The following is a 20,278-nucleotide window of genomic DNA, read 5'->3' as shown; positions in this document are numbered from 1 at the left end:
AAGTCTGCCAGGGGCCTTGAACGGCACCTGGCAGACTTGCGTAGTCTATATTATTGTAATGCCTTCTTTAAATTTTGCAAGTTTGTCTCCATTAGCGTGAAGTAATTGTCCCCTCTTGCTTCCTGTTCGGGCGTTAAGCCTTCAATAGGATTCAGAACAAGCGTATCCACCTTCGCTTCGTTCGCCAGCGTTTGTGCCAGTGTCGGAGAGACCATTTCCTCAAAGAAGATGTACTGAATATTGTGTTCTTTCACATAGTTTGCAATACGGATAATATCCTGAGCCTTCGGCTCTGCATCAGGTGACAATCCCATAATGGCAATCTGGTTCAGACCGTAATCTCTGCACAGATAGCCAAATGCCTGGTGGGATACAACGATGTCACTCTTGGATTTCCCTGCCAGCTCTTCCGCAAACTTCTGGTCGAGCTCATTCAACCGGGCGGCCAAATCTTCATAGTTCGCCTCATATACAGCCGCATTGTCAGCGTCAATCTCTACCAGACTATTCTTAATATTCTCGGCCATCTGGATAGCCGACTTCGGGCTGACCCAAGTGTGCGGATCTTTGTCCAGCGAGTGGTTATGGCTGGATTCCGCCTCGTCCGTATGCTCGTCCTCGTGGCCGTGCTCCGCTTCACCTTCAGCCTCATGTGCATGCTCGTCCTCGTGGCCATGCCCCGCTTCACCTTCAGCCTCATGTGCATGCTCATCCTCATGGCCATGCTCTGCTTCACCTTCAGCCTCATGTGCATGCTCATCCTCATGGCCGTGCCCCGCTTCCGGATTGCCGTCAATAAGTTTAATACCCTTACTTGCTTCTAGCGTCTTGACCGTATGACCGCTGCCCAGCCCCTGCAGGAAATTATCTACCCAGCCTTCAAACCCGGCTCCATTGTAGATAAACAGCGCAGCCTTTGATGCCTTTGTCAGGTCCTGGCTCTTCGGCGTCCAATCGTGAGGCTCTACGCCGGCAGGAATAAGATTCGTAACATCCACCCGATCCCCGCCAATCTCATTGGCAAGATAATAAATCGGATAAAAGCTTGTCACAATATTTAATTTATCCGGATTGTCATTCGCAGCCTTGTCACCGCCAGAACAGGCAGCCGTCAGTATTAGCAAGGAAGCCAGCAGCAGAAGCCCTGCTGAACGGATTAACCGGTTCTTAGCAGCTTGCCATTTACGCTTGTTCTGTACATCCAATAATAGATTCATTCATTTAATCCCCGCTTCACCTATAATCTCTTCTTCGTAATCGTTACAATTACGCTTATGATTATATAGCCGGGTGGAATAGCTGTCAATGCCTTATCCGAATTATAGCCTGCTGTAATCCGCTCACATTGGAGCCGCCAATAGCGTGCATCAAAAAAGCAGCCCCGTTTCTCGACGGGACTGCTGCCTGTTGTTGATTATTTCACGATAGCGCCGTTCGGCATGCTGTTCGGCACCGTTGCCACTGTCAGCTGGTCGCCCTGAGACGCAGCAAGGATCATTCCCTGGGACAGCTCCCCGCGCAGCTTGACCGGCTTCAGATTGGTTACACAAATGACTTTCCGTCCGACCAATTCCTCTGGCTTGTAATGCTTGGCGATGCCGGATACAACCTGACGGCGCTCAAAACCCAGATCAAGCTGCAGCTTCAGAAGTTTATCCGCCTTCTTGACCGGCTCCGCCTCCAGAACCTGCGCCACCCTCAGTTCCACCTTGGCAAAATCATCAATTCCGATTTCCGGTAGGCTCTCAACCTCCGGTACTGATACGGCTTCCGTCTGTGCTGCCCCGTTCCCGGGAGCCGGCTCAGCAGCAGCCTGCGGCTGGCCGCCGGTCATGGAACTGGCGATATACTGCACTTCGTCAGCCACCTCAAGCCGCGGGAACAGCGCCTGCTCCTTGCTTACTTTCGTTCCGGCCGACAGGCTGCCGAACTGCTTCGTGCTTTCCCAGGTCGTCAGTTCACCCGGCTCAATACCCAGCTGACGCCAGATCGCTGAAGGCGCTTTGGTCAGGAAGGGTTGGATCAGGATGGAGATAATGCGCAGCGATTCCGCCAGATGTGCCATGACAGATGCCAGTTCGCGCCTTGTCGCCTCTTCCTTGGCCAGCACCCATGGCTGTGTCTCATCAATATACTTGTTCGTCCGGCTCACCAGCTGCCAGATCGAGGCGAGCGCCACCGAGAACTCCATCTGGTCCATAGCCCGCTCTACACTCGCAACTGTTTCCGCGGACATTTCACTCAGCAGGGCATCAAAGGACGTTACATTGCCTTCGTAGGCCGGAATTTCTCCGCCAAAATACTTGTCTATCATAGCTACCGTCCGGTTCAGCAGGTTCCCCAGATCGTTGGCAAGATCAAAGTTAATCCGCTCTACAAAATTCTCAGGCGTAAACGTCCCATCCGCGCCGAACGGCACTTCCCGCAGCAGATAATAACGGACAGCATCCAGGCCATATCGGTCAATCAGCATATTCGGATCAACCACATTGCCTTTGGACTTAGACATCTTGCCGTCCTTCATCAACAGCCAGCCGTGGGCAAAAACTTTCTTAGGCAGCGGCTCGCCAAGCGCCATCAGCATAATCGGCCAGTAGATCGTATGGAAGCGGACTATCTCTTTGCCCACCAGCTGAACGTCAGCAGGCCAGTACGTCTCATATTTGCTGCTGTCCTCCGACCCGTAGCCAAGAGCGGTAATGTAATTGGATAAGGCATCGATCCACACATAGATAACATGCTTCGGGTCACCGGGCACCTTTACGCCCCAGTCAAATGTAGTACGCGATACAGCCAGATCTTCCAATCCCGGCTTGATAAAATTGTTGATCATCTCATTGCGCCGCGATTCCGGTTGAATGAACCCTGGATTCTCTTCATAATACTGCAGCAGCCGGTCCGCATACTTGCTCATCCGGAAGAAGTAGCTCTCTTCTTTGACAAGCTCAACGGCACGCCCGCAATCCGGACAGTTACCGCTCTCAAGCTGCCTTTCCAGGAAGAAGGATTCACATGGCGTACAATACCAGCCTTCATAGGTTCCCTTGTAGATATCGCCCTGCTCCAGCAGGCGCGAGAAGATTTGCTCCACTACCTTCTTATGTCTAGGCTCAGTCGTACGGATGAAATCATCATTCGAGATGTCCAGCTTCTCCCAGAGGTCCTTAATTCCTGCCACGATGCCATCTACGAACTGCTGCGGCGACTGGTCCTTTTCCTTTGCCTTCCGTTCGATCTTCTGCCCGTGCTCATCAGTGCCGGTCAAGTACCGCACATTATACCCGCGCAGCCGCTTGTATCTCGCCATCGCATCGCCAGCCACCGTGGTGTAAGCATGTCCGATGTGCAGCTTGTCGCTTGGGTAATAGATCGGTGTCGTAATATAAAAGCTCTTGTTCGCCGTCATCCAGTCATTCCTCCTCATTATGGTTCAGGTTATAGAAACCCGCCAAAACGCAAAAAAACCCCCGTCCGTATGGGACGAGAGCTCAGCTCACGTGGTACCACCCAAATTCCTTCCGGGCGCTTTAGTGCGCAGGGAAGCTTCGTTCGTGCCGCCCAGCAGCGGCTAGGACCTGTAACGCGGTCTAACGTTCCGCTTTGCCGCCCTAACGCTTGGGCACAGCTCAGCAGGAATACCTCCAGGACCATCTTCCACAGCCGCTCCTTACCGGTTCCCAGCTTATCCGGCTCTCTGAAAAGGGCAATCACCATGTACTCATCCGTTCATTGGCCTACTCAATATGAAACATATCCTGACAGAATCGTACCTAATTGATCTTCTATTGTCAAGGTTTAGAAGCCTTTGGCGGAACAGGGTCGATTCCGCCCGGATGAAACGGATGACAGCGGCAGATCCGCTTGATAGAAAGCCAGCTCCCCCGCAGCGCCCCATGTGTCTCCAGCGCCTCCAGCGCATACGCGGAGCAGGTCGGATAGAAGCGGCAGGTAGGCGGCTTCAGCGGAGATATGAAAGAACGGTAAAAACGAACCGGACCTTGCAGCACCTTGCGCATCCTAAGAAGACACCTCCTAGCCGTCTGAGCCTGCAGCCGCCGCTTCTGCTTCACCTGTGCAGTCCTTGCAGTAGCCGAACACTTCAAATTTATGCTTCACAACTTTAAATTCCTCGGGAATCTCCGTCATATCCATAGGACATAACGTAAGCGGGTAGGTCTTCCCGCAATGCAGGCAGATCAGGTGATGATGATGATGGGCTTCACGGCAGTGCGCCTTGAACTTTACCCCTTCCTCAAACATGACCTGCTCCAGAACACCCAGCTCATCCATGACGCGAAGATTCCGGTAAACCGTGTCAAAACTCAATCCTGTATAATAACGGCCCATGTGATCATATACATCCTTAGGTGATAAGTACCCGGGCGAATCGGCAAACAGCTTGGCCAGCGTCTTGCGCTGATCGGTGATGCGCAGCCCCGCCTCAGACATTAACCGGATGATTTCGTCAGTCTGCATCTCATCTTCCCTCCGGCGGCTATAATGATATCATCATGCCGTAAAAAGCTCGTCCCGTCAATCATCCAAGGCAGCCGCTCCAAAAGATAAAACCCCTGATTCCACAGTCGGAATCAGGGGTCAAATAAGTTGTATGATATCAGATGCCTACCAGCGGATTTCCGGCAGTGGACTGAAGAGCATATAGATCGGCAGATTGCTGCCCGATGCCAGCACGAACGTTATCTCAACTGTCTCGGGAACATTGCCGGTGCGATGCAGCACGACGGTCTCCCCGTTGTTATTGAGAATGCCCGACTGCGGCGCTCCTACTACATTACCGTTAACGGAGAAGGCGCCGGCATAATGGCCGCCTCTGGCATTGATCCCGATCAGAGTCCGGGGAGCAACATTCGTGAGCTTCATCTTGTAGAGCACCCCATAGTTACCCAAATTCCATTCCAGTTTGCCAGTGGTGTTATCAATGCCGTCCAGATGGGTATCCACTTTTTTGTCACCCAGCATGATATACTGCGGCTTTCTGCCGAGACCGTCGACCTCTGCCCCGTCGATTACCCGTTCCGCATTATAGAAGGTTCCGCGTACATGGTACTCATCCCGTGACATCTGCTGCAGTGATTTTACTGCCGTTACCGGGTCCTCATTCTCACGCACCACTACAATCTGATAGCGAATCGGCTGGTCCGACATCATATCGACATGTGCTGAGAAGACCTGGGTGTCCTTGATAGGTGCTTTGGCCAAATCAGATGCTACAATCTTCGTCTCACCTGGTCTTAACGTTTCATACGTATAAGGCGCATTCGCGTTCAAGGCTTGCAAATAGCGTGTAACGGATTGGCGGCCGGCTGTTGACACGTAGGTGGTCGGACCGCCGATACCGATTGGTCCGGTACCCACCCGTGCTACCGTACCGTTAATGTTCGTCGCAAGCAGATACATCTTGACATTATAGCCCGTGCTGTTCCGGTTGTGGAACATGAATCTTGTCTTGCCAGTCAGGTCATCCTGGTAGGCGATACCGGTAGTAAGCCACTTCTCCGGACTATTGCTGCGCACCATCTGCGACGGCTCGTTGTGGAACTTGTGATTTACGACCCCATATTCCAGTACTTTGGCGCCATTCATTTCGTACTTGGCGCCAACCGGCGTATACAGCTGGTTATATTCTTCACGGGTGTACAGCACTTCCTCCGTAACCGTCACCAGCTTGGTTACCACGTTAACCATCCCGTGCTGGTCCTCAACCTCCAGTGTCACGCGCTTCTCACCAGGCTCGAAGAACACCGGCTCGTTGCCCGTCCAGACTCTGCGGGTGATTGCATTCTCATCGTCATAGCTCCGGTCGATATAGGTAACCTGCTCACCAATCCGGTAGGCTGGCTTCTCAGTTGCAAAATCCGCAACCGGCGGCTGATTCGGTGTACGCACGGTAATCGTAACGCTGTACGGCTCACTCCATGTCCCGTTCTCGTCCATTACCCATCTTGTGATGACATAAGTGCCTGCCGACTCGTAGTATTCCTGCCGGCCTTCCCAGCGTTCGTCTATGATCTTGTAAGGACCGTTACTTGAAGACAAGTCCTGAAATGTTACTCTCGTTTGACCTGCATAGATAACGTCCGGACTTACCTTGAAGGTCGCGACCGGAACCGTACTCCAGGTAATCGTGATATTGCCGCTGTTGGCCGTGATCGTACTGCCGGTGAGGTTGGACCACATCCGGATTGGAACCATCAGGAAGCCATTTTGGTTATAAGCAGGGCCTGGTCCCTGAACGCTGGCACCATTAATCTTGATAATCGAGCTGCCTGCTTTGAAACGGATTTCCTTCGATCCGCCCTTTGCTACCGATTCCCTTGTCTTCTTGTCATAAGACAGCGTGTAGCCAAAAGGATCTGCAATGCCGCGCAGCGGCAGATAAGCCGAGCCCTTAATGATCGTGACCGGCTGAGCAGCCTTCATTTCCTTACCGTTAAAATAAATGATGTCACTATTCTTCTTCATCTGCAGGATACTGCCGCCGCTGCGTGCTGCTGCAGGCTCTGCCGGGGAGAATTGTACCGAGATAATAAGCAGCGATAATACCATTAACCATTTCAACGATTTCATGCTTTGTCTCCTTCACCTTCTGATTTCCCTTAAGTCCAAATTTCATCCGCCTGCAAGCTGCAGACGGACTTCTTCCTGCCGTTCCCGCTTTCCTACTTGGGCAGACCTATTCCTTAAACGCCTTAGAATCGTAAAAGTTGCGTAAATGGGAATTAAAAAATATGAAATATATTTCCAGGCTATCCCTTAACCATTCAGATGCATGTCAATCAGCAGGACAGCTGCCATCGCCACAAAAGCTATAACTGCCAGAATACCCGACAGCAGGCGCCGCCTGTTGAGAACCGCTGCCCGTCCGGCATCGCCGCTGCTTCGCGCCTCCTGGTAGCTGCGGTTTTGAAACAGAAACAGAATCAGCAGGGCAACGAAACAGATATTACAACCAAACCAGAGCATTGTATACATGGAATCCCTTCCCTCTCACTATTAGCCCATTTAACCTTGAGAACATTTGTCCTGCGACGGGTTCACATTTTGGACATTTTTTCGAAGGTCGATTAGGCGGTCAACATAGTAAAATTGTATTATACATCACATTGTAAGGAGTTGAATGCAGGTGAGGAAGAAAATTTCGGGCATCTCTGCAGCCCTTGTGCTTATCCTGCTGATTTCTGCCTGCGGGGGAAGCAATACCAGTCAATCAAACGCACCTGCAGAAACAGCCGGACAGCATGCGGAGCATCATGAAAGCCATACTGCAGCTAATGGGGATCTGCGGGAAGCCACTGCTTCTTCAGACGAGCTTCCGTCCTTCCTGGATTCCAAGCCCGAGGAGCTGGTGAATGTATACCGCCTTGCAGCCGAGCACTCTGACCTTCTCGACTGGATCCCGTGCTATTGCGGCTGCGGAACAATTGCAGGCCACACGAGCAGCCGGAACTGCTTCATCTATGAAGTGCAGGAAGACGGAACCATGGTTTGGGATGATCATGGAACCCGCTGCGGTACCTGTCTGGATATCGCATTTACAGCTGTCATGAAGCAGAAGGAAGGCCTGTCCGTTCCAGAAATCAGGCAGTTCATTGAAGCGCGGTATGCAGAGTCCGGTGAGCCAACACCGACTCCCCAGTATACTGGAGTTTAGTCTGATTTAACGATAACAGCCAAACAGCCCCCGTGAATCGTCCCTTGGACAAGGGCAATCACACGGGGGCTGTTCTTGTGCTAGTGCTTTTGCGCTCTCCCTGCGGCTACATAAACCATCGGTCCAGGATTAGTCCGAATACGACCGAGCTTACAACCGCTCCTGCGAAGGAGAGCCAGCCCGCCTTGTACCGCAGCTGAAACATGCGCAGAATACCAAGACTGAGAAGCGAGAAAATAAGCAGTATAAAGACCGCCCCTGTTATAAACAGACTGGCGGAAACCTCACTAACATCCACGAGCGACACAGCTTCAACACTCCCTTATCTTAGTTCAGGCCATTTATTTTGCATTATAAGGGAATTGCCTGTGAACCGCCAGCATGTAAACAATAATTTGTCATAAAAAATGTGCGATTGATCACATTTTATTCACTAATCAAACCGGATTCCAACCTCTACATAGCCAGGATTCACCCGTCTCTTCTTCATTTTGATCTGAAGCACACCTGAGCTGTACAGCGCTTTAGCGCTTGACGGGATAACAAGCCTGGGCAGATCCGCATATTGATCCCCTTCCGCCATTCCTGCCAATTTCACCCGGTCCGGCCGGACGAGAACCCGGATTACCGAAAAATCGGTATCTCGCGGGAGCGGAAACTTAACGATTATAAACCGATGGGTTTCGAATACATCGGCCTGCTTACGAGAGGAGCTCTTCAAACCGGTATTGGCACCAGGCTTCCTGGAGAGAGAGCCGCTGACCGCTTTGCTTACCATCTCATTGATCCAATCCGCTGAGCCGAACATGCCAAGACCTTTAAGCACTCCCTGCTTCTCCAGCCACTCCTCTAAATGGTTCAAATCAAATGGGCTGCCGCCCTTGTTCTGATCTTCTGCTGCCATATACTGTTCACCTCTGTTCTCATCCCTGCAACTCTGCATATCTCACGATAAGAACAGTTTATTCCAGCGGGCAGTGGCCGGCAACCGTATGGACAGACGCCCCAAGCCTATAATTGCCGTATTTATTGGAACCGTTGGGCCATTGCCTGCATATAGTTACTATAAGTCTTAAGTATCGGCCTCAAGCCGGAAATGAGGTGTGCTATGCCTGCAATTGTTGGATATGTGAATATCATTAGTGTCGGTTCCTCAGGCATCGTTCAATTCGGCGATGCGCTGCGCCTCTCTCCCAACAGTACGTCCAAGGCTTACGCCGGATCGGGCTCTTTCCTCACAGGGGCATTAACCAACGCGAACAACGCCGTGAGTGCAACGAATTCAGTAGACCCCGATGTGCAGGACAGCGCCAATAATCAAGCGCAAGTGGTATAACAGCCATGAATTTGACCGTGCACCAGCATATTACGATTCAGCAGCTGCGGGTGGATAGCGTATCGAACTCTTCCGTTCTTCAGGTTGGAAGTGCTGGAGCGATCAGGGCATTGTCTCAGTCTTATGAAGCCCCAATCGCTAGCAGCGGCGGTCTGTTGTCGAAGGCTGCCACCCTTGGTCTGGTTCCGCTTCCCAACCCGTCCTAGAAGGAGGTATGATAATGACCTCTGACCCTAACGCCTCATGGTCGGCATGGTATGAATACTGGTACACGATGCATCATGTTATTCTGGAACAGAAAGCCACGCTGGAAACAATGGAAAACCGCCTGGAATCACTGGAACGAAGGATAAACGAGCTGGAGCAGAAGCCTTCCTATACGGTGGAACGGCTGGAATATCATTTTGACCAGCTAAAGATTCAGCAGCTTGAAGGAACATTGAATATAGGCATGTCCCCGCCAGGAACCGAGCTTTCCAAGGATATTGACCAGCTGGTGGTGCCAGACCAACCGGCCGCCTCCAGCCAGCCGGTCCCGCCGCCTGCCCCCGTACAGGAAGACGGCTTCCTTGAGGTCCTTGAGCGTGTATCGTTCTTCATCGACAGCCAAGCCTTGATTTATCTGGAAGAGCTGGAGGAGAAACTGGAGGTAAGGCTCGACGCACATCACCGAAGGCTGATCGTCCGGGATATCCAAGGCCAGTCGGAGACTCGGGCCCGCTATTACTGGAACAAGCTTCAGGAGGATTCTGCAGCAGATGCTTCCGGCATGGCAATCCGGCAGCAGGAAGCCGCTTCGCGTACGATTCGTGATCTAAAAGAGGCCATCAGGCTGTATCTGCTGAGGCTTAAGGACATGATCGCCGGCAGCAGTCCAGAACACGGCCCGGAAGGATCGCCTGACATTTCATAATATTGTTCCGTACAGCTGCATCCTACGAAAGAGGTGAAGCTTATGCAGGTACATATCGTTAATCACAGCCTCAGTGTCGGTTCAATACGAATGATAGGCGTTTCATCTTCATCCCTGGTTCAAGTAGGGGATACAGACTGGATTAGCCTGTATTCCTATTTTGACTCGCCTCCCGATTCGCTGGTACGTTTACCGCTTGTTCCACTCGCAGCTCCAGACCCGCTGGACGATCAGCCTGAGGCTGAGGATACAAGCAGTTTCTTCTGGGAATCGATGAATGAATGGGAAACACAGCACGCCGATATGCTGGAAGAGCAGCAAGAACAGTTCTGGTCCGAGGCGTTTAATAATCTCGAAGAGGATGACAGCTGATGGTATTGCGCAGAACCTCGGTTGTCGGCCTGCTGTCCGCCAATGATATATCATTAAGCAGTATCGTTCGGATTGGCGACCAGGAGCAGTTTGAGCCCAGACTGCGAGCATTAGCAGTTGTGGACGATACGGACAGGGGCTGGACGGAAGAAGTGTATTTTCCATCCTACCCGCTCTTTCAGCTGCCAAGACCGGAATGGCCAGATTCATTAACTGCTTCTGTTGATGGAACAGAGCCAATCATCCTCTCCAAAACGGATGCGAATCCTGCCATTCGGGCAGGCGTCGTAAACGTCATCGCCATGGCTGGTTCATCCCTGCTGCTTGTCGGCAGCTGCGGGAAGGTTGAAGCAGAGGCCAGGTTGAAGAAGATCAGGATTGTTAGAGGGCGGGCATAACTTAAATAGTCGGCTGGCACAGGCAGCCGTCCAAACCTGCCGCAGGCTCCCGCATATATTGATGATGTGATCCGAATGCTCACAATCAAGATTGCGGGGAGGGATTATCCATGACATATCCGGTTGGCGGTGCAGGCGCAGCAGCAGGCTGCGTACCAGTTGGCGGCGGTCTCTGGACGAGTACAGGTATTATTCTGGTTCTCTTCATCCTGCTTGTCATCATCCTGCGTGCAGGCTGGTTCTAAAGGCCAGCAATCATGCGCATGGCGTGCATAACAGCGAAAGGACAGCCAATATGCAGATTGCCTGCTGCTTGTTGGCTGTCTTTATTTGCCTAGTATATTATGCATGAAGGCGATTCTTACAAGAAGCTCGGCAGCAATGCAGCGCCGAGCATGATGAGCATAATGCTCGCAGCAGCTGCGATAAATCCGGCGTCCTTTCGGCCAAGCTTCAGCTTCACTGCCCGCCTGACACGCTTCATCTGTCCGAAACCTCTGATTTCAAGCGAAGTGGACATCAGATCCGCCAGCCTCAGCAGCGCATGCATATAGGGAATGATGATCGTATGCAGCATACGAACCGGTACCTTGCCCGGCATAACCGGCCGCTTCCCTCTTGCTACTGCGATCTTGGAAAATCTCGCCCATTCGCTGAGCAGCAGCGGGATAAACCGGAATAGTATGGAGATCATCAGTGCAATCGCCCTGCCAACTGAGGGGTTTAGCCGCAGCGCGAGCAGCGACTGTTCAACTGCCCGCTGCAGCTTAAAGGGCGTCATTAGTCCTAATAAAGGCAAGCCCAGCAGCATGATTTGAAACAAGCGAAACATCCGGAACAGCGGAGGCTCCGCACTTGCCAGAGAGAAACCAAGAGGATTAAATTCCAGACCGGCGATAATTGGCGTTACGACTAGTGCAATCAAGTACATCTTAATGATTATACGAAACGGGCGAACCAGCGGGTACAAGCCCGCCGCCACGGCTGCTGACACACCCAATCCAAGCACTGCACCGGTCCAGGTTTGCTGAATAAGAAGGCCGAAGGAAACAAGCATATAAGCCAGCCATAGAGCTCGCGGATCGCGTTTCGACCACTTCTCCCACAGTTTCAGACTCGCTCCTGACCGTTCATTCGCAGGTAAGCTTCCAGCGTTAATCTGGTCGTTCGAACAACCATCACATGAGGCTATCCTTCCATCATCACGAGTCCTGCCGCTGCGCCCGTCCTTCACCCTTCCTGCTATAACAGCAGCCAGTTCAGCTGGACTCAGCGGCCTCGCTGCCGCCCATTCCTCCCCGGCAAGCCTCTCCCGCTGAACATTCAGAAGGGCAGCTGTCCGTACGGTTTCAGGCAGCCGCACCCCTTCTGCCGCGTACTCTTCATCCCCGGCAAATCGCGCGGCCCACTCTGCGGCTGAAGCCGCCTCTCGTATCCGCCCGTCTTCAAGCACAATAATATTATCCGTAATCTGCCAGAGGGCATCCAGATCGTGCGTAATGATCAGCGATCCGCCTCCCCGCTCTGCCTGCCTGGCAAGCAGCTGTCTCAACAGGGAGATGCCTTCGTCATCAAGGCCCGCGGTCGGCTCATCCAGAAGCAGCCAGGACGGCTCTGACGCAGCCAGACAGGCCAGCGCAAGCCTTCTCTGCTGACCGCCGCTCAGCGACCACGGTTCCCGCTGCAGCATCTGCTCTGCCGGCCCCAGGCCGAATGCCTCCAGACAGCGCTCCATGCGGGCTGCCTGATGTTCTTCCGCGATTTGGTAAGGGCGCATCGAGTAAGCAAGCTCCTCGCGAATTGTCTGGCAGAACCAGCCGCTGAATGAGCGCTGCTGGGCCAGCCCGAATTCCAAGAGCGCCTGCTGCTGAAGCTTGCCCTCAGACCATAAGGGGTAATCTCCGTAGTGAATTGAACCCGAATCCAGACTGCGCAGTCCCGCGATCGACTCAAGCAGCGTCGTCTTCCCCGCACCGTTAGCTCCAGTAATTAACGTCGTTCTTCCAGAGTGAATAGTAACACTGATCCCATGAACTAGCCTGTTACCTGATCCATCCTCCGCGGACACCGTCAGGTCAATAATTCGTATATCAGCCGCCAAGGCGTTTCACCGCCTCTTCCAGCATATCGGGCGATAAGGGCAGAGGTGTCAGCTGGAAGCCGAGGCCGGCAAGCTCAAGCGCTGTCTGAACGGAATAGGGCGGTTCATAACCCAGCTGCGCACAAGGCGAAACCGCCTCATCCGGGCCAGGCAGATAAAAGGCCTCAACCGAACCATCATAAACGATACGTCCGTTGTCCATGCCGATGATACGGTCCGTATGCTTAAGACCATCAAGCCGGTGCGAGATCCACAAGACCGTCATTCCGCTCTGCCACAGCTCACGAGCCGCTGCGTGTACAGCAGCCCTCGATGAGGCGTCTAGCATTGTATCCGCTTCATCGAACAGCAGCAGAGGAACACCGCAGGCTAGACAGCCGGCGGCGGCAAGCAGCTGCTTCTGCCCCCCTGAGATCGTATCCACCTTCCTGTCCCGCAGTTCCCACAGCCGGCAGCGTTTCAATGAAGCTTCGGCCGCGTTAAAGACAGCATCGGGCTCCATTCCCTGCTGTTCTAGCAGCAGTATCAGGTCCTCCCACGGTGTCTGGCCGACAATCGATGCCTCGGGATCCTGCGTGACAATTGGCAGCGGCACGTTCCCAGCGAATCCCCGGTTCATCATTCCTTCCGCAGCAGCATTGCCTTGGGCTATTCTGTCAGCATGACCGGCAAGCAGCATGCCCAGTGTACTCTTGCCGCTGCCGTTGGGCCCCACCAGCTGGATCCACTGTCCCGGCTCAATCTCTAGCGTAATTGAGCTGAGCAGCTGAACGTGTTCCGCCTCGCTATCTGCCATGTCATCCGCTTGTCCTGTCATATAAACACTTACATCTTTTAACTGGAGTGCTTGTGTTGAAGTAGTAATCGTCAAAAAATACCACCGGCCCTCTTCCCGAATCCGCGAAGCTGTGATAAAATCCATTTTGGTTAACCAACATGATAGATAAAGGTTAACAAATTAAAAAAGAAGGTGCAATCATGTCCTTAAATGTTAGGAGTCTAGTTTACACAGCATTATTCTCAGCCCTGTTCGTCGTTTTCACAGCCACACGTTTTACACTAGGCTTTAGCGACGTACCCATTACGCTGCAAAACCTGGCTGTCATGCTTGCAGGCGCATTTCTAGGCGCTCGCTATGGATTGATCAGTATGGGATTAGTCGTTGCCTTGATCGCAGTTGGCGTGCCTATTGGCGGAGAAGGAGGTATTTCCAGAATATTGGGTCCTACCGGCGGCTTCCTGTTCGCCTTCCTGATCGAGGCCATGCTCATCGGGTACCTGGTCCGCAAGGTTATTGCAAGCCGGCGCAAGCTTGGCATCAGCCTATTCTACGCCGCTCTGTTCCTGGTGTTCGTGCTGGCAGGTGTTCTGCCGAGCTACGTTATCGGTGTTCCCTGGCATGCTGCGGTAAAGGGCTTTACGATCACCAAGTCCCTTACACTAGCCTGTTATCCGTTTATCCCCTTTGACATCGCCAAAGCGGTCATTGCGACAGTTGTTACAGGTGCCATGTACCGTTATATTCCAAAGCTTCATTCCCGGCATACAGCCGAGAAGAGTGGTCTGCGTTCAGAGATGCACGGGTGATTAGTTTGAACAAACCTTCCGGAGTATCAGCATACATACAAAAGCCGGCTCACCATTTGGAACTATCGTTCCAGGCGGTCAGCCGGCTTTTTGCTTATCTGATAGAGTTAACCTGTACCCGACTCTGCATTAATCGCTGCAGTCTTCCGTTTCGGGCGCACTTGCGCTTTCCACATCCAGCCGCTGGGCTACTGTATCACGAATAACCGAAATGACCAGCTGGAGCAGGTAGTTGATATCGGATTGACTCTGCTGGAAATCGGAAACAATCGGAATCGCATCCAGCTCATCCTGCAGAGCATCGATTTCGCTTTCAATCTTGTCCACCATCTTCTGGTTCTGGAAGGACTGGAAAGCTACGATTTCCTTCTGCTTCTTCTTGATTTGGCTGATCAGTGATTGAATCCGTTCGTTGCCGTTAATCTGCTTCTCAGCCCGGCGGTAATGCTGAACCTCCTCGGAGGTGTAGATCATTTCGGCCAATTCCTTAGCCTTAGCCATGATATCTTCCCGGATCAGAAGATCTCGGGTATCGAATACGGGTACGGACGAGCAGCTGTGCCCTTCCTCATGACCGTGTCCGCAGTCATGCCCGTGCGTATGCTCTTGTCCACTCTTCGTGTCGCTCGCTTGCTGCCTTGCTGTTTGTTCTGCCATTAATGTATACACTCCTATTACCGCAGGCTGCCTGGAATCAGGATACCGCCTCGGCCGTCTGCTGATGAACCGGTTCCGCCTTGATATACCAGGTCTGCGCTTCGGTCACTCGTACCTGAATGAATTGTCCGATCCATTCCTTCGGCCCTTCAATATGAACCAGCTTGTTTGTCCGGGTGCGGCCGGACAGCACGTCGGCATTGTTCTTGCTCTCGCCTTCCACAAGCACTTCAACGATCTGGCCGCGAAGCTGCTCATTGCGCTCCCTGCTCAGCTCACCAATCAGGTCATTAAGCCGGCGGAGCCGCTGCTTCTTCACTTCCATCGGCACATTGTCTTCCATGCCGGCAGCCGGTGTGCCTGCTCTTGGCGAATAGATGAAGGTATAAGCCGAATCATAGCCAACCTCGCGCACAAGCGACAGCGTGTCCTCGAACTGCTCCTCTGTTTCACCCGGGAAGCCAACAATAATATCCGATGTCAAGACGACATCCGGGATGACCGCCTTGATTTTGCGGACAAGCTCCAGGTAGGATTCACGGGTGTACTTCCGGCTCATCCGCTTGAGAATCTCTGTACTGCCCGATTGTACTGGCAGGTGAATATGCTCAACCAGGTTTCCTCTGCGTCCCAGCACTTCAATAAGATGATCGTCGAAGTCACGCGGATGAGAGGTTGTAAACCGGATGCGCGGAATAGCTATCTTCTGGATATCTGCCATCAGGTCACCAAACCGGTACGAAATATCTTCAAAGTCCTTGCCGTATGCGTTCACATTCTGGCCAAGCAGTGTTATTTCCTTATAGCCCTGACGGGCCAGCTCCCGGACCTCTGCGATAACGTCTTCCGGTCTGCGGCTCCGTTCCTTGCCCCGTGTATAAGGCACGATACAATACGTACAGAACTTGTCACAGCCGTACATAATATTGACCCAGGCGCGCATGCCTTCACGCTTCTTGGGAAGATTTTCGATAATGTCGCCTTCCTTGGACCAAACCTCTACGACCATTTCCTTACTGAACAGCGCATCACTCAGCAGCTGCGGCAAGCGGTGGATATTGTGTGTGCCGAAGATCAAATCGACGAATGCATGCTTCTGCAGAATCCGGCCGACAACCGACTCTTCCTGAGACATACAGCCGCATACCCCCAGAATGAGTCCCGGCTTCTCTGTCTTCAGATGCTTGAGATGGCCCAGCTCCCCAAACACCTTGTCCTCCGCATTCTCGCGGATCGCACATGTGTTCAGCAGGATAACATCTGCTTCGTTCCGGTCTTCGGTAGCGGTATAGCCCATCTGCTCGAACATGCCCTTCATTACTTCGGTATCATGCTCGTTCATCTGGCAGCCATACGTATATATAAGATAATGCTTCCCGTTTCCGAGTGAACGCAGCTCCTCGGGCACCGCCTGATCATACAGCACGCGCACTTCTTCCTTGCCGCGCTGCTTCTCCTGGCGGTAGTTCGGCTCAGACATAATATGAATGTCTCGTCCGCCGATCCGGATTTTCTTGCCTTGTTCATCTTCGGAAATGATCTTTGCGCCCGAGAAGTCGAAATATTTACTGAAATCTTTCGTCTCTTTCGTCACAATGCATGTCACTTCCTTTATGCCAAATCGGGCAGGAGCCAATGCCAAGACGATTCGCTCCGCTTGTTCCTGCCCACATTGTATCAAATTATAGCATGAAATGACCGCACCCGCTACCGTCTAGCTGCTGGCGAAGGCTTGGACCTAACAGCAAGCTGTCACTGTTGGCTGACCCTGTTACTCGACGATCTCTGCCATATCGCCGGTCTTGGCGCCTGCAGCGTTAGCCTCATCCGTGTCGATATGCATATCAAGCGCGAAGTCAGGCGACACGCGAGCGACTACATTTTCAAGCACCATGCCGCGCTCTCCGCCCAGCCGCACCTTCAGAAGCTGCTTGTCCGCGATGTTCCATTTCTCAGCATCGGAGGTGTGGAAGTGAATATGGCGGGCAGCCACGATGACGCCTTCCTCAATCGTCACTTCGCCTGCAGGTCCCTTAATTGTAATACCAGGCGTACCGGCAATGTTACCGGACTCGCGAACGGGCGGGTTAACCCCTATCGAGAAGGCATCGGTACGAGAAATTTCCAGCTGTGTGCGGCTGCGTGCAGGGCCTAGAATACGTACTTTGGGGAAGCTGCCTTTGGTGCCGACAACCTCTACTGTCTCATTGGAGGCAAATTGACCTGGCTGGGACAACGGCTTCATCTCGGTCAGCTGGTAGCCTGCTCCGAACAGCTTCTCAACATGCTCCTGTGACAGATGGATATGACGTGCGGATACGCCTACTGGTACTTGTTTCATGATAAAATCAACATCCTTTCAGTTCAGCTTAATTGTTTGGAATGAATTATCCTACCATCACTATTACCCCATGCAGGAAAAGGCATACGACCAGATGCGTCGTATGCCGAAAAAGAATCTTTTACTTGAATTCTGCCACCAATTTGTCAAATTGTTCGGAAGAAAGCGTCAGATCCTGCTTATGCAGTCCGTCAGTACTAAAACCGGAAATCATATCCTCGTAAGGCTTACGTTCCTTGTTCTGATAAATGAGGCCTGTCAGCATACCATTTGTTTCCATGATTTTGTTCATTGCCGCCACGCGGTTGCTTGGATCATAATCCGGGAACTGCTCAAGATTAATAACATGCTCCTTGAACCAGTCGTAAGTGTTCACCTTGTTGAAGGTGACACAAGGGCTGAATACGTTGATCAGCGAGAAGCCTTTGTGCTGCAGACCCTGCTCAATCATGCTCGTAAGCTGCTTCAAATCGCTGGAGAATGACTGGGCGACGAAGGTAGCGCCAGCCGACAAGGCGATCTCAAGCGGCGAAAGCGTGGACTCGATCGAACCCTCTGGCGTAGATTTAGTCTTGAAGCCCTCAGCACTGCGTGGTGAGGTTTGCCCCTTGGTCAGACCGTAAATCTGGTTATCCATAACGATATACGTCATATCCAGATTACGGCGGATCGCATGGACCGTATGTCCCATGCCGATTGCGAAGCCGTCGCCGTCGCCGCCTGATGCAATAACGGTCAGCTCACGGTTCGCCAGCTTAACACCTTGTGCAATCGGCAGCGCACGCCCATGGATGCCATGGAAGCCGTAGGCGTTAATATAGCCGGAAATACGGCCCGAGCAGCCGATCCCCGAAATAACAGCCAGACTTTCCGGTTCAAGACCGACATTGGCGGCTGCCCGCTGAATCGCTGCTTGCACGGAGAAGTCCCCGCAGCCAGGACACCAGTTCGGCTTCACATTGTTGCGGAACTCTTTGAAAGTAGCCATCGTTAGTTCATCTCCTTACAAGCTTTATGCACTTCGGCAGGAAGGAACGGGTTGCCGTCATACTTAAGCAGGCTCTTAATTTTGTCGCCATAGCCGGCATGCAGCTTCACCTGTGCAGCGAGCTGGGCAGTTGCATTGTTCTCTACGACGATGACTCTCTTCGCTTGCTCGATATACGGTGCCAGCTGCGCTGTCGGGAACGGATGGATCTGGCGAATCGTTACATGATTGCTTGTCACGCCGTCGGCGGCCAGCCGCTCTCTCGCCTCATCAATGGTGCCGCCGGTCGAGCCCATGCCAATGATCAGCAGTTCCGGCGACTCGTGAGGCGCATCCACCCGGATCGCATCCCTGATCTGCAGGGTGTTCAGCTTATTAAGACGCTTATCCATCATCTTCACCCGGTTTACGGCGCTTTCGGACGGACGGCCAACCTCATCATGCTCAACCCCTGTTACATGATGCAGGCCGCCTTTAACGCCTGGAAGAACACGAGGCGAAATGCCGTCCTCTGTGAACTCAAAGCGCTTGAACTGTTCAGCGTTATCTTCAGCAGGTGCATCTTGAACCAATTTACCGCGGCGGATCTCCACCGTGCTGTAATCGAACACTTCACAGGACTGCTTGCCGAGCGACAGCTGCAGATCTGTCATCACAATAACGGGAACCTGATATTCTTCGGAGATATTGAACGCTTCAATTGTATCATAGAAGCAGTCTTCGATTGATGCCGGTGCAATGACCACCTTCGGAATCTCACCGTGTGTTCCATAAACCATAGCGTTCAGGTCCGACTGCTCCTGCTTGGTAGGAAGACCTGTTGACGGACCTCCGCGCTGCGTGTCGACAATGACGAGCGGCTGCTCCGTCATGCCTGAGAGGCCGATGGCCTCCATCATCAGAGACAGGCCGGGACCCGCAGAGGCAGTCATCGTGCGGACGCCTGCGTAGTTTGCGCCAATCGCCATCGTTACCGCTGCGATCTCGTCCTCCGTCTGAACAACCGTGCCGCCGAACTTCGGCAGCTTCTTGATCAGGTATTCCATGATCTCGGAAGCAGGCGTGATCGGGTAAGCAGACATGAGCCGGCATCCGCCCGCGATTGCTCCGAGGCCGATCGCCTCGTTGCCGATAATGAAGAGCTTCTGCTTGCCGTCAGCGGGACCCAGCCTGAAATCCTCCAGCGGGCCGCCAGCCTGCTCCAGGACAAACTCAGCACCGCGCTTTACCGCTTCGATGTTCTTCTCCACGATAGCTGGACCCTTGCGTCCGAACTCTTCTTCCACCGCCTTGTTGAACACCTCGAGCGGCAGACCCAGAAGTGCCCAGGAAGCACCGGAGGCCACCATGTTTTTCATCAGTGACGTACCAAGCTCTTCCGCAATGGAGGTTATAGGCACTGCAAACAAGCGGGCATTTACATCCTCGGGGACAGTCGGGTTAAACTTGGCATCCGCCACAATAACCCCGCCGCCGCGAAGCTCATGAGCATTCAAGTCAATCGATTCCTGGTCGAACGCTACAAGTATATCAAGATCATCCGATATCGCACGCATTGGCGCCGTGCTGATCCGGATTTTATTATTCGTATGCCCGCCTTTAATCCGTGAGGAGAAATGACGGTATCCATAAAGATAATAGCCCAGACGGTTTAGTGCAGTCGAAAAAATACGGTCCGTACTTTCAACGCCTTCCCCCTGCTGTCCCCCGATCTTCCAAGACAATTGACTGATCAAAATGCCCAACTCCTCTTTTGGTTAACGTGTCTCTCCGACACTTATCGACATATAAATTATTTTTTTCAAAGGTCAAATAAATTTTATGACTTAGGGGCACAAATTTCAATACATTTATCACACTTCCAAACATAGTTCTTTTCGATTATATTCATATCAAAACGAGAACGGAGCAAA

23 protein-coding genes are annotated in these 20,278 nt (G+C 52.6%); 8 read left to right on the top strand and 15 right to left on the bottom strand.

Annotation, left to right across the window (positions count from 1 at the left end; all coding sequences use genetic code 11):
* Positions 1 to 50: 50 nt before the first annotated feature.
* The 6 genes from DNH61_RS22545 to DNH61_RS22520 all read right to left on the bottom strand — a co-directional run bounded on the left by DNH61_RS22545 (position 51) and on the right by DNH61_RS22520 (position 6,993).
* On the bottom strand, positions 51 to 1,217 hold the full coding sequence (locus DNH61_RS22545) for a metal ABC transporter solute-binding protein, Zn/Mn family (RefSeq protein WP_111149083.1): 1,167 nt from the start codon (positions 1,215 to 1,217) through the stop codon (positions 51 to 53).
* A 197-nt stretch (positions 1,218 to 1,414) separates the two neighbouring features.
* Positions 1,415 to 3,406, bottom strand: a complete 1,992-nt coding sequence (gene metG, locus DNH61_RS22540; protein WP_111149082.1) for a methionine--tRNA ligase — start codon at positions 3,404 to 3,406, stop codon at positions 1,415 to 1,417.
* A gap of 382 nt (positions 3,407 to 3,788) precedes the next feature.
* Positions 3,789 to 4,016, bottom strand: coding sequence for a membrane protein insertion efficiency factor YidD (gene yidD / locus DNH61_RS22535; RefSeq protein ID WP_111149081.1), 228 nt, complete (start codon positions 4,014 to 4,016; stop codon positions 3,789 to 3,791).
* A 16-nt stretch (positions 4,017 to 4,032) separates the two neighbouring features.
* Entirely contained in the window at positions 4,033 to 4,476 is a 444-nt protein-coding gene (locus DNH61_RS22530; RefSeq protein WP_111149080.1) for a Fur family transcriptional regulator, read from the bottom strand.
* 147 nt (positions 4,477 to 4,623) lie between these two features.
* Positions 4,624 to 6,588, bottom strand: coding sequence for a stalk domain-containing protein (locus tag DNH61_RS22525; protein WP_111149079.1), 1,965 nt, complete (start codon positions 6,586 to 6,588; stop codon positions 4,624 to 4,626).
* Between the two features lie 186 nt (positions 6,589 to 6,774).
* On the bottom strand, positions 6,775 to 6,993 hold the full coding sequence (locus tag DNH61_RS22520) for a hypothetical protein (protein ID WP_111149078.1): 219 nt from the start codon (positions 6,991 to 6,993) through the stop codon (positions 6,775 to 6,777).
* Positions 6,994 to 7,144: 151 nt separating this feature from the next.
* On the opposite strand from DNH61_RS22520, the gene DNH61_RS22515 reads away from it, so the two are divergent.
* A complete protein-coding gene (locus tag DNH61_RS22515) occupies positions 7,145 to 7,672 on the top strand; it encodes a PCYCGC domain-containing protein (RefSeq protein ID WP_245948297.1) in 528 nt (175 codons plus the stop codon).
* A 106-nt stretch (positions 7,673 to 7,778) separates the two neighbouring features.
* On the opposite strand, the gene DNH61_RS22510 is transcribed toward DNH61_RS22515, so the two are convergent.
* Together DNH61_RS22510 and DNH61_RS22505 are read right to left on the bottom strand one after the other, a co-directional pair.
* The gene (locus DNH61_RS22510; RefSeq protein WP_111149076.1) at positions 7,779 to 7,979 is read right to left on the bottom strand and encodes a hypothetical protein; all 201 of its coding nucleotides are present in this window, start codon (positions 7,977 to 7,979) and stop codon (positions 7,779 to 7,781) included.
* Between the two features lie 126 nt (positions 7,980 to 8,105).
* Positions 8,106 to 8,576 carry an Hsp20/alpha crystallin family protein gene (locus DNH61_RS22505; RefSeq protein WP_111149075.1) on the bottom strand — a complete coding sequence of 157 codons (471 nt, stop codon included), beginning with the start codon at positions 8,574 to 8,576 and terminating at the stop codon, positions 8,106 to 8,108.
* A 204-nt stretch (positions 8,577 to 8,780) separates the two neighbouring features.
* Between DNH61_RS22505 and DNH61_RS22500 the strand changes: the two genes are divergently transcribed.
* The 6 genes from DNH61_RS22500 (at position 8,781) to DNH61_RS22475 (ending at position 10,936) form a co-directional block, all read left to right on the top strand.
* Positions 8,781 to 9,008, top strand: a complete 228-nt coding sequence (locus tag DNH61_RS22500; RefSeq protein ID WP_111149074.1) for a spore germination protein — start codon at positions 8,781 to 8,783, stop codon at positions 9,006 to 9,008.
* Between the two features lie 5 nt (positions 9,009 to 9,013).
* Positions 9,014 to 9,214 (top strand): spore germination protein GerPB, encoded by a 201-nt coding sequence (locus DNH61_RS22495; protein ID WP_111149073.1) that lies wholly within the window; start codon positions 9,014 to 9,016, stop codon positions 9,212 to 9,214.
* 14 nt (positions 9,215 to 9,228) lie between these two features.
* On the top strand, positions 9,229 to 9,921 hold the full coding sequence (gene gerPC, locus DNH61_RS22490) for a spore germination protein GerPC (protein WP_181438827.1): 693 nt from the start codon (positions 9,229 to 9,231) through the stop codon (positions 9,919 to 9,921).
* 42 nt (positions 9,922 to 9,963) lie between these two features.
* A complete protein-coding gene (locus tag DNH61_RS27130; RefSeq protein WP_342771474.1) occupies positions 9,964 to 10,293 on the top strand; it encodes a hypothetical protein in 330 nt (109 codons plus the stop codon).
* Positions 10,293 to 10,691 carry a spore germination protein GerPE gene (locus DNH61_RS22480; protein ID WP_111149071.1) on the top strand — a complete coding sequence of 133 codons (399 nt, stop codon included), beginning with the start codon at positions 10,293 to 10,295 and terminating at the stop codon, positions 10,689 to 10,691. Before DNH61_RS27130 ends, DNH61_RS22480 begins: the two co-directional genes overlap by 1 nt.
* A 110-nt stretch (positions 10,692 to 10,801) precedes the next feature.
* The gene (locus DNH61_RS22475) at positions 10,802 to 10,936 is read left to right on the top strand and encodes a sporulation protein YjcZ (RefSeq protein WP_111149070.1); all 135 of its coding nucleotides are present in this window, start codon (positions 10,802 to 10,804) and stop codon (positions 10,934 to 10,936) included.
* A 116-nt stretch (positions 10,937 to 11,052) separates the two neighbouring features.
* Here the strand turns inward: DNH61_RS22475 and DNH61_RS22470 are convergent, their stop codons facing one another.
* Entirely contained in the window at positions 11,053 to 12,792 is a 1,740-nt protein-coding gene (locus DNH61_RS22470) for an ATP-binding cassette domain-containing protein (protein ID WP_111149069.1), read from the bottom strand.
* Positions 12,782 to 13,609, bottom strand: a complete 828-nt coding sequence (locus tag DNH61_RS22465; protein ID WP_181438826.1) for an ABC transporter ATP-binding protein — start codon at positions 13,607 to 13,609, stop codon at positions 12,782 to 12,784. Before DNH61_RS22465 ends, DNH61_RS22470 begins: the two co-directional genes overlap by 11 nt.
* 161 nt (positions 13,610 to 13,770) lie before the next feature.
* On the opposite strand from DNH61_RS22465, the gene DNH61_RS22460 reads away from it, so the two are divergent.
* Positions 13,771 to 14,379, top strand: a complete 609-nt coding sequence (locus tag DNH61_RS22460) for a biotin transporter BioY (protein WP_111149067.1) — start codon at positions 13,771 to 13,773, stop codon at positions 14,377 to 14,379.
* Between the two features lie 129 nt (positions 14,380 to 14,508).
* Here DNH61_RS22460 and DNH61_RS22455 read toward each other — a convergent pair whose 3' ends face one another.
* From DNH61_RS22455 to DNH61_RS22435, 5 genes are all read right to left on the bottom strand, one after another.
* Entirely contained in the window at positions 14,509 to 15,036 is a 528-nt protein-coding gene (locus DNH61_RS22455; RefSeq protein ID WP_111149066.1) for a YlbF/YmcA family competence regulator, read from the bottom strand.
* 37 nt (positions 15,037 to 15,073) lie between these two features.
* On the bottom strand, positions 15,074 to 16,630 hold the full coding sequence (gene miaB / locus DNH61_RS22450; protein ID WP_111149065.1) for a tRNA (N6-isopentenyl adenosine(37)-C2)-methylthiotransferase MiaB: 1,557 nt from the start codon (positions 16,628 to 16,630) through the stop codon (positions 15,074 to 15,076).
* Positions 16,631 to 16,807: 177 nt separating this feature from the next.
* Positions 16,808 to 17,380, bottom strand: coding sequence for a phosphate propanoyltransferase (locus DNH61_RS22445; RefSeq protein ID WP_111149064.1), 573 nt, complete (start codon positions 17,378 to 17,380; stop codon positions 16,808 to 16,810).
* Between the two features lie 118 nt (positions 17,381 to 17,498).
* A complete protein-coding gene (locus tag DNH61_RS22440; protein ID WP_111149063.1) occupies positions 17,499 to 18,365 on the bottom strand; it encodes a 2-oxoacid:ferredoxin oxidoreductase subunit beta in 867 nt (288 codons plus the stop codon).
* 2 nt (positions 18,366 to 18,367) lie between these two features.
* On the bottom strand, positions 18,368 to 20,101 hold the full coding sequence (locus tag DNH61_RS22435) for a 2-oxoacid:acceptor oxidoreductase subunit alpha (RefSeq protein ID WP_111149062.1): 1,734 nt from the start codon (positions 20,099 to 20,101) through the stop codon (positions 18,368 to 18,370).
* Between the last annotated feature and the right edge of the window lie 177 nt (positions 20,102 to 20,278).

It is taken from the genome of Paenibacillus sambharensis (assembly GCF_003233845.1).
Taxonomy (GTDB): Bacteria; Bacillota; Bacilli; order Paenibacillales; family Paenibacillaceae; genus Paenibacillus_I; species Paenibacillus_I sambharensis.
This window is presented reverse-complemented; position numbering and strand designations above follow the sequence as displayed.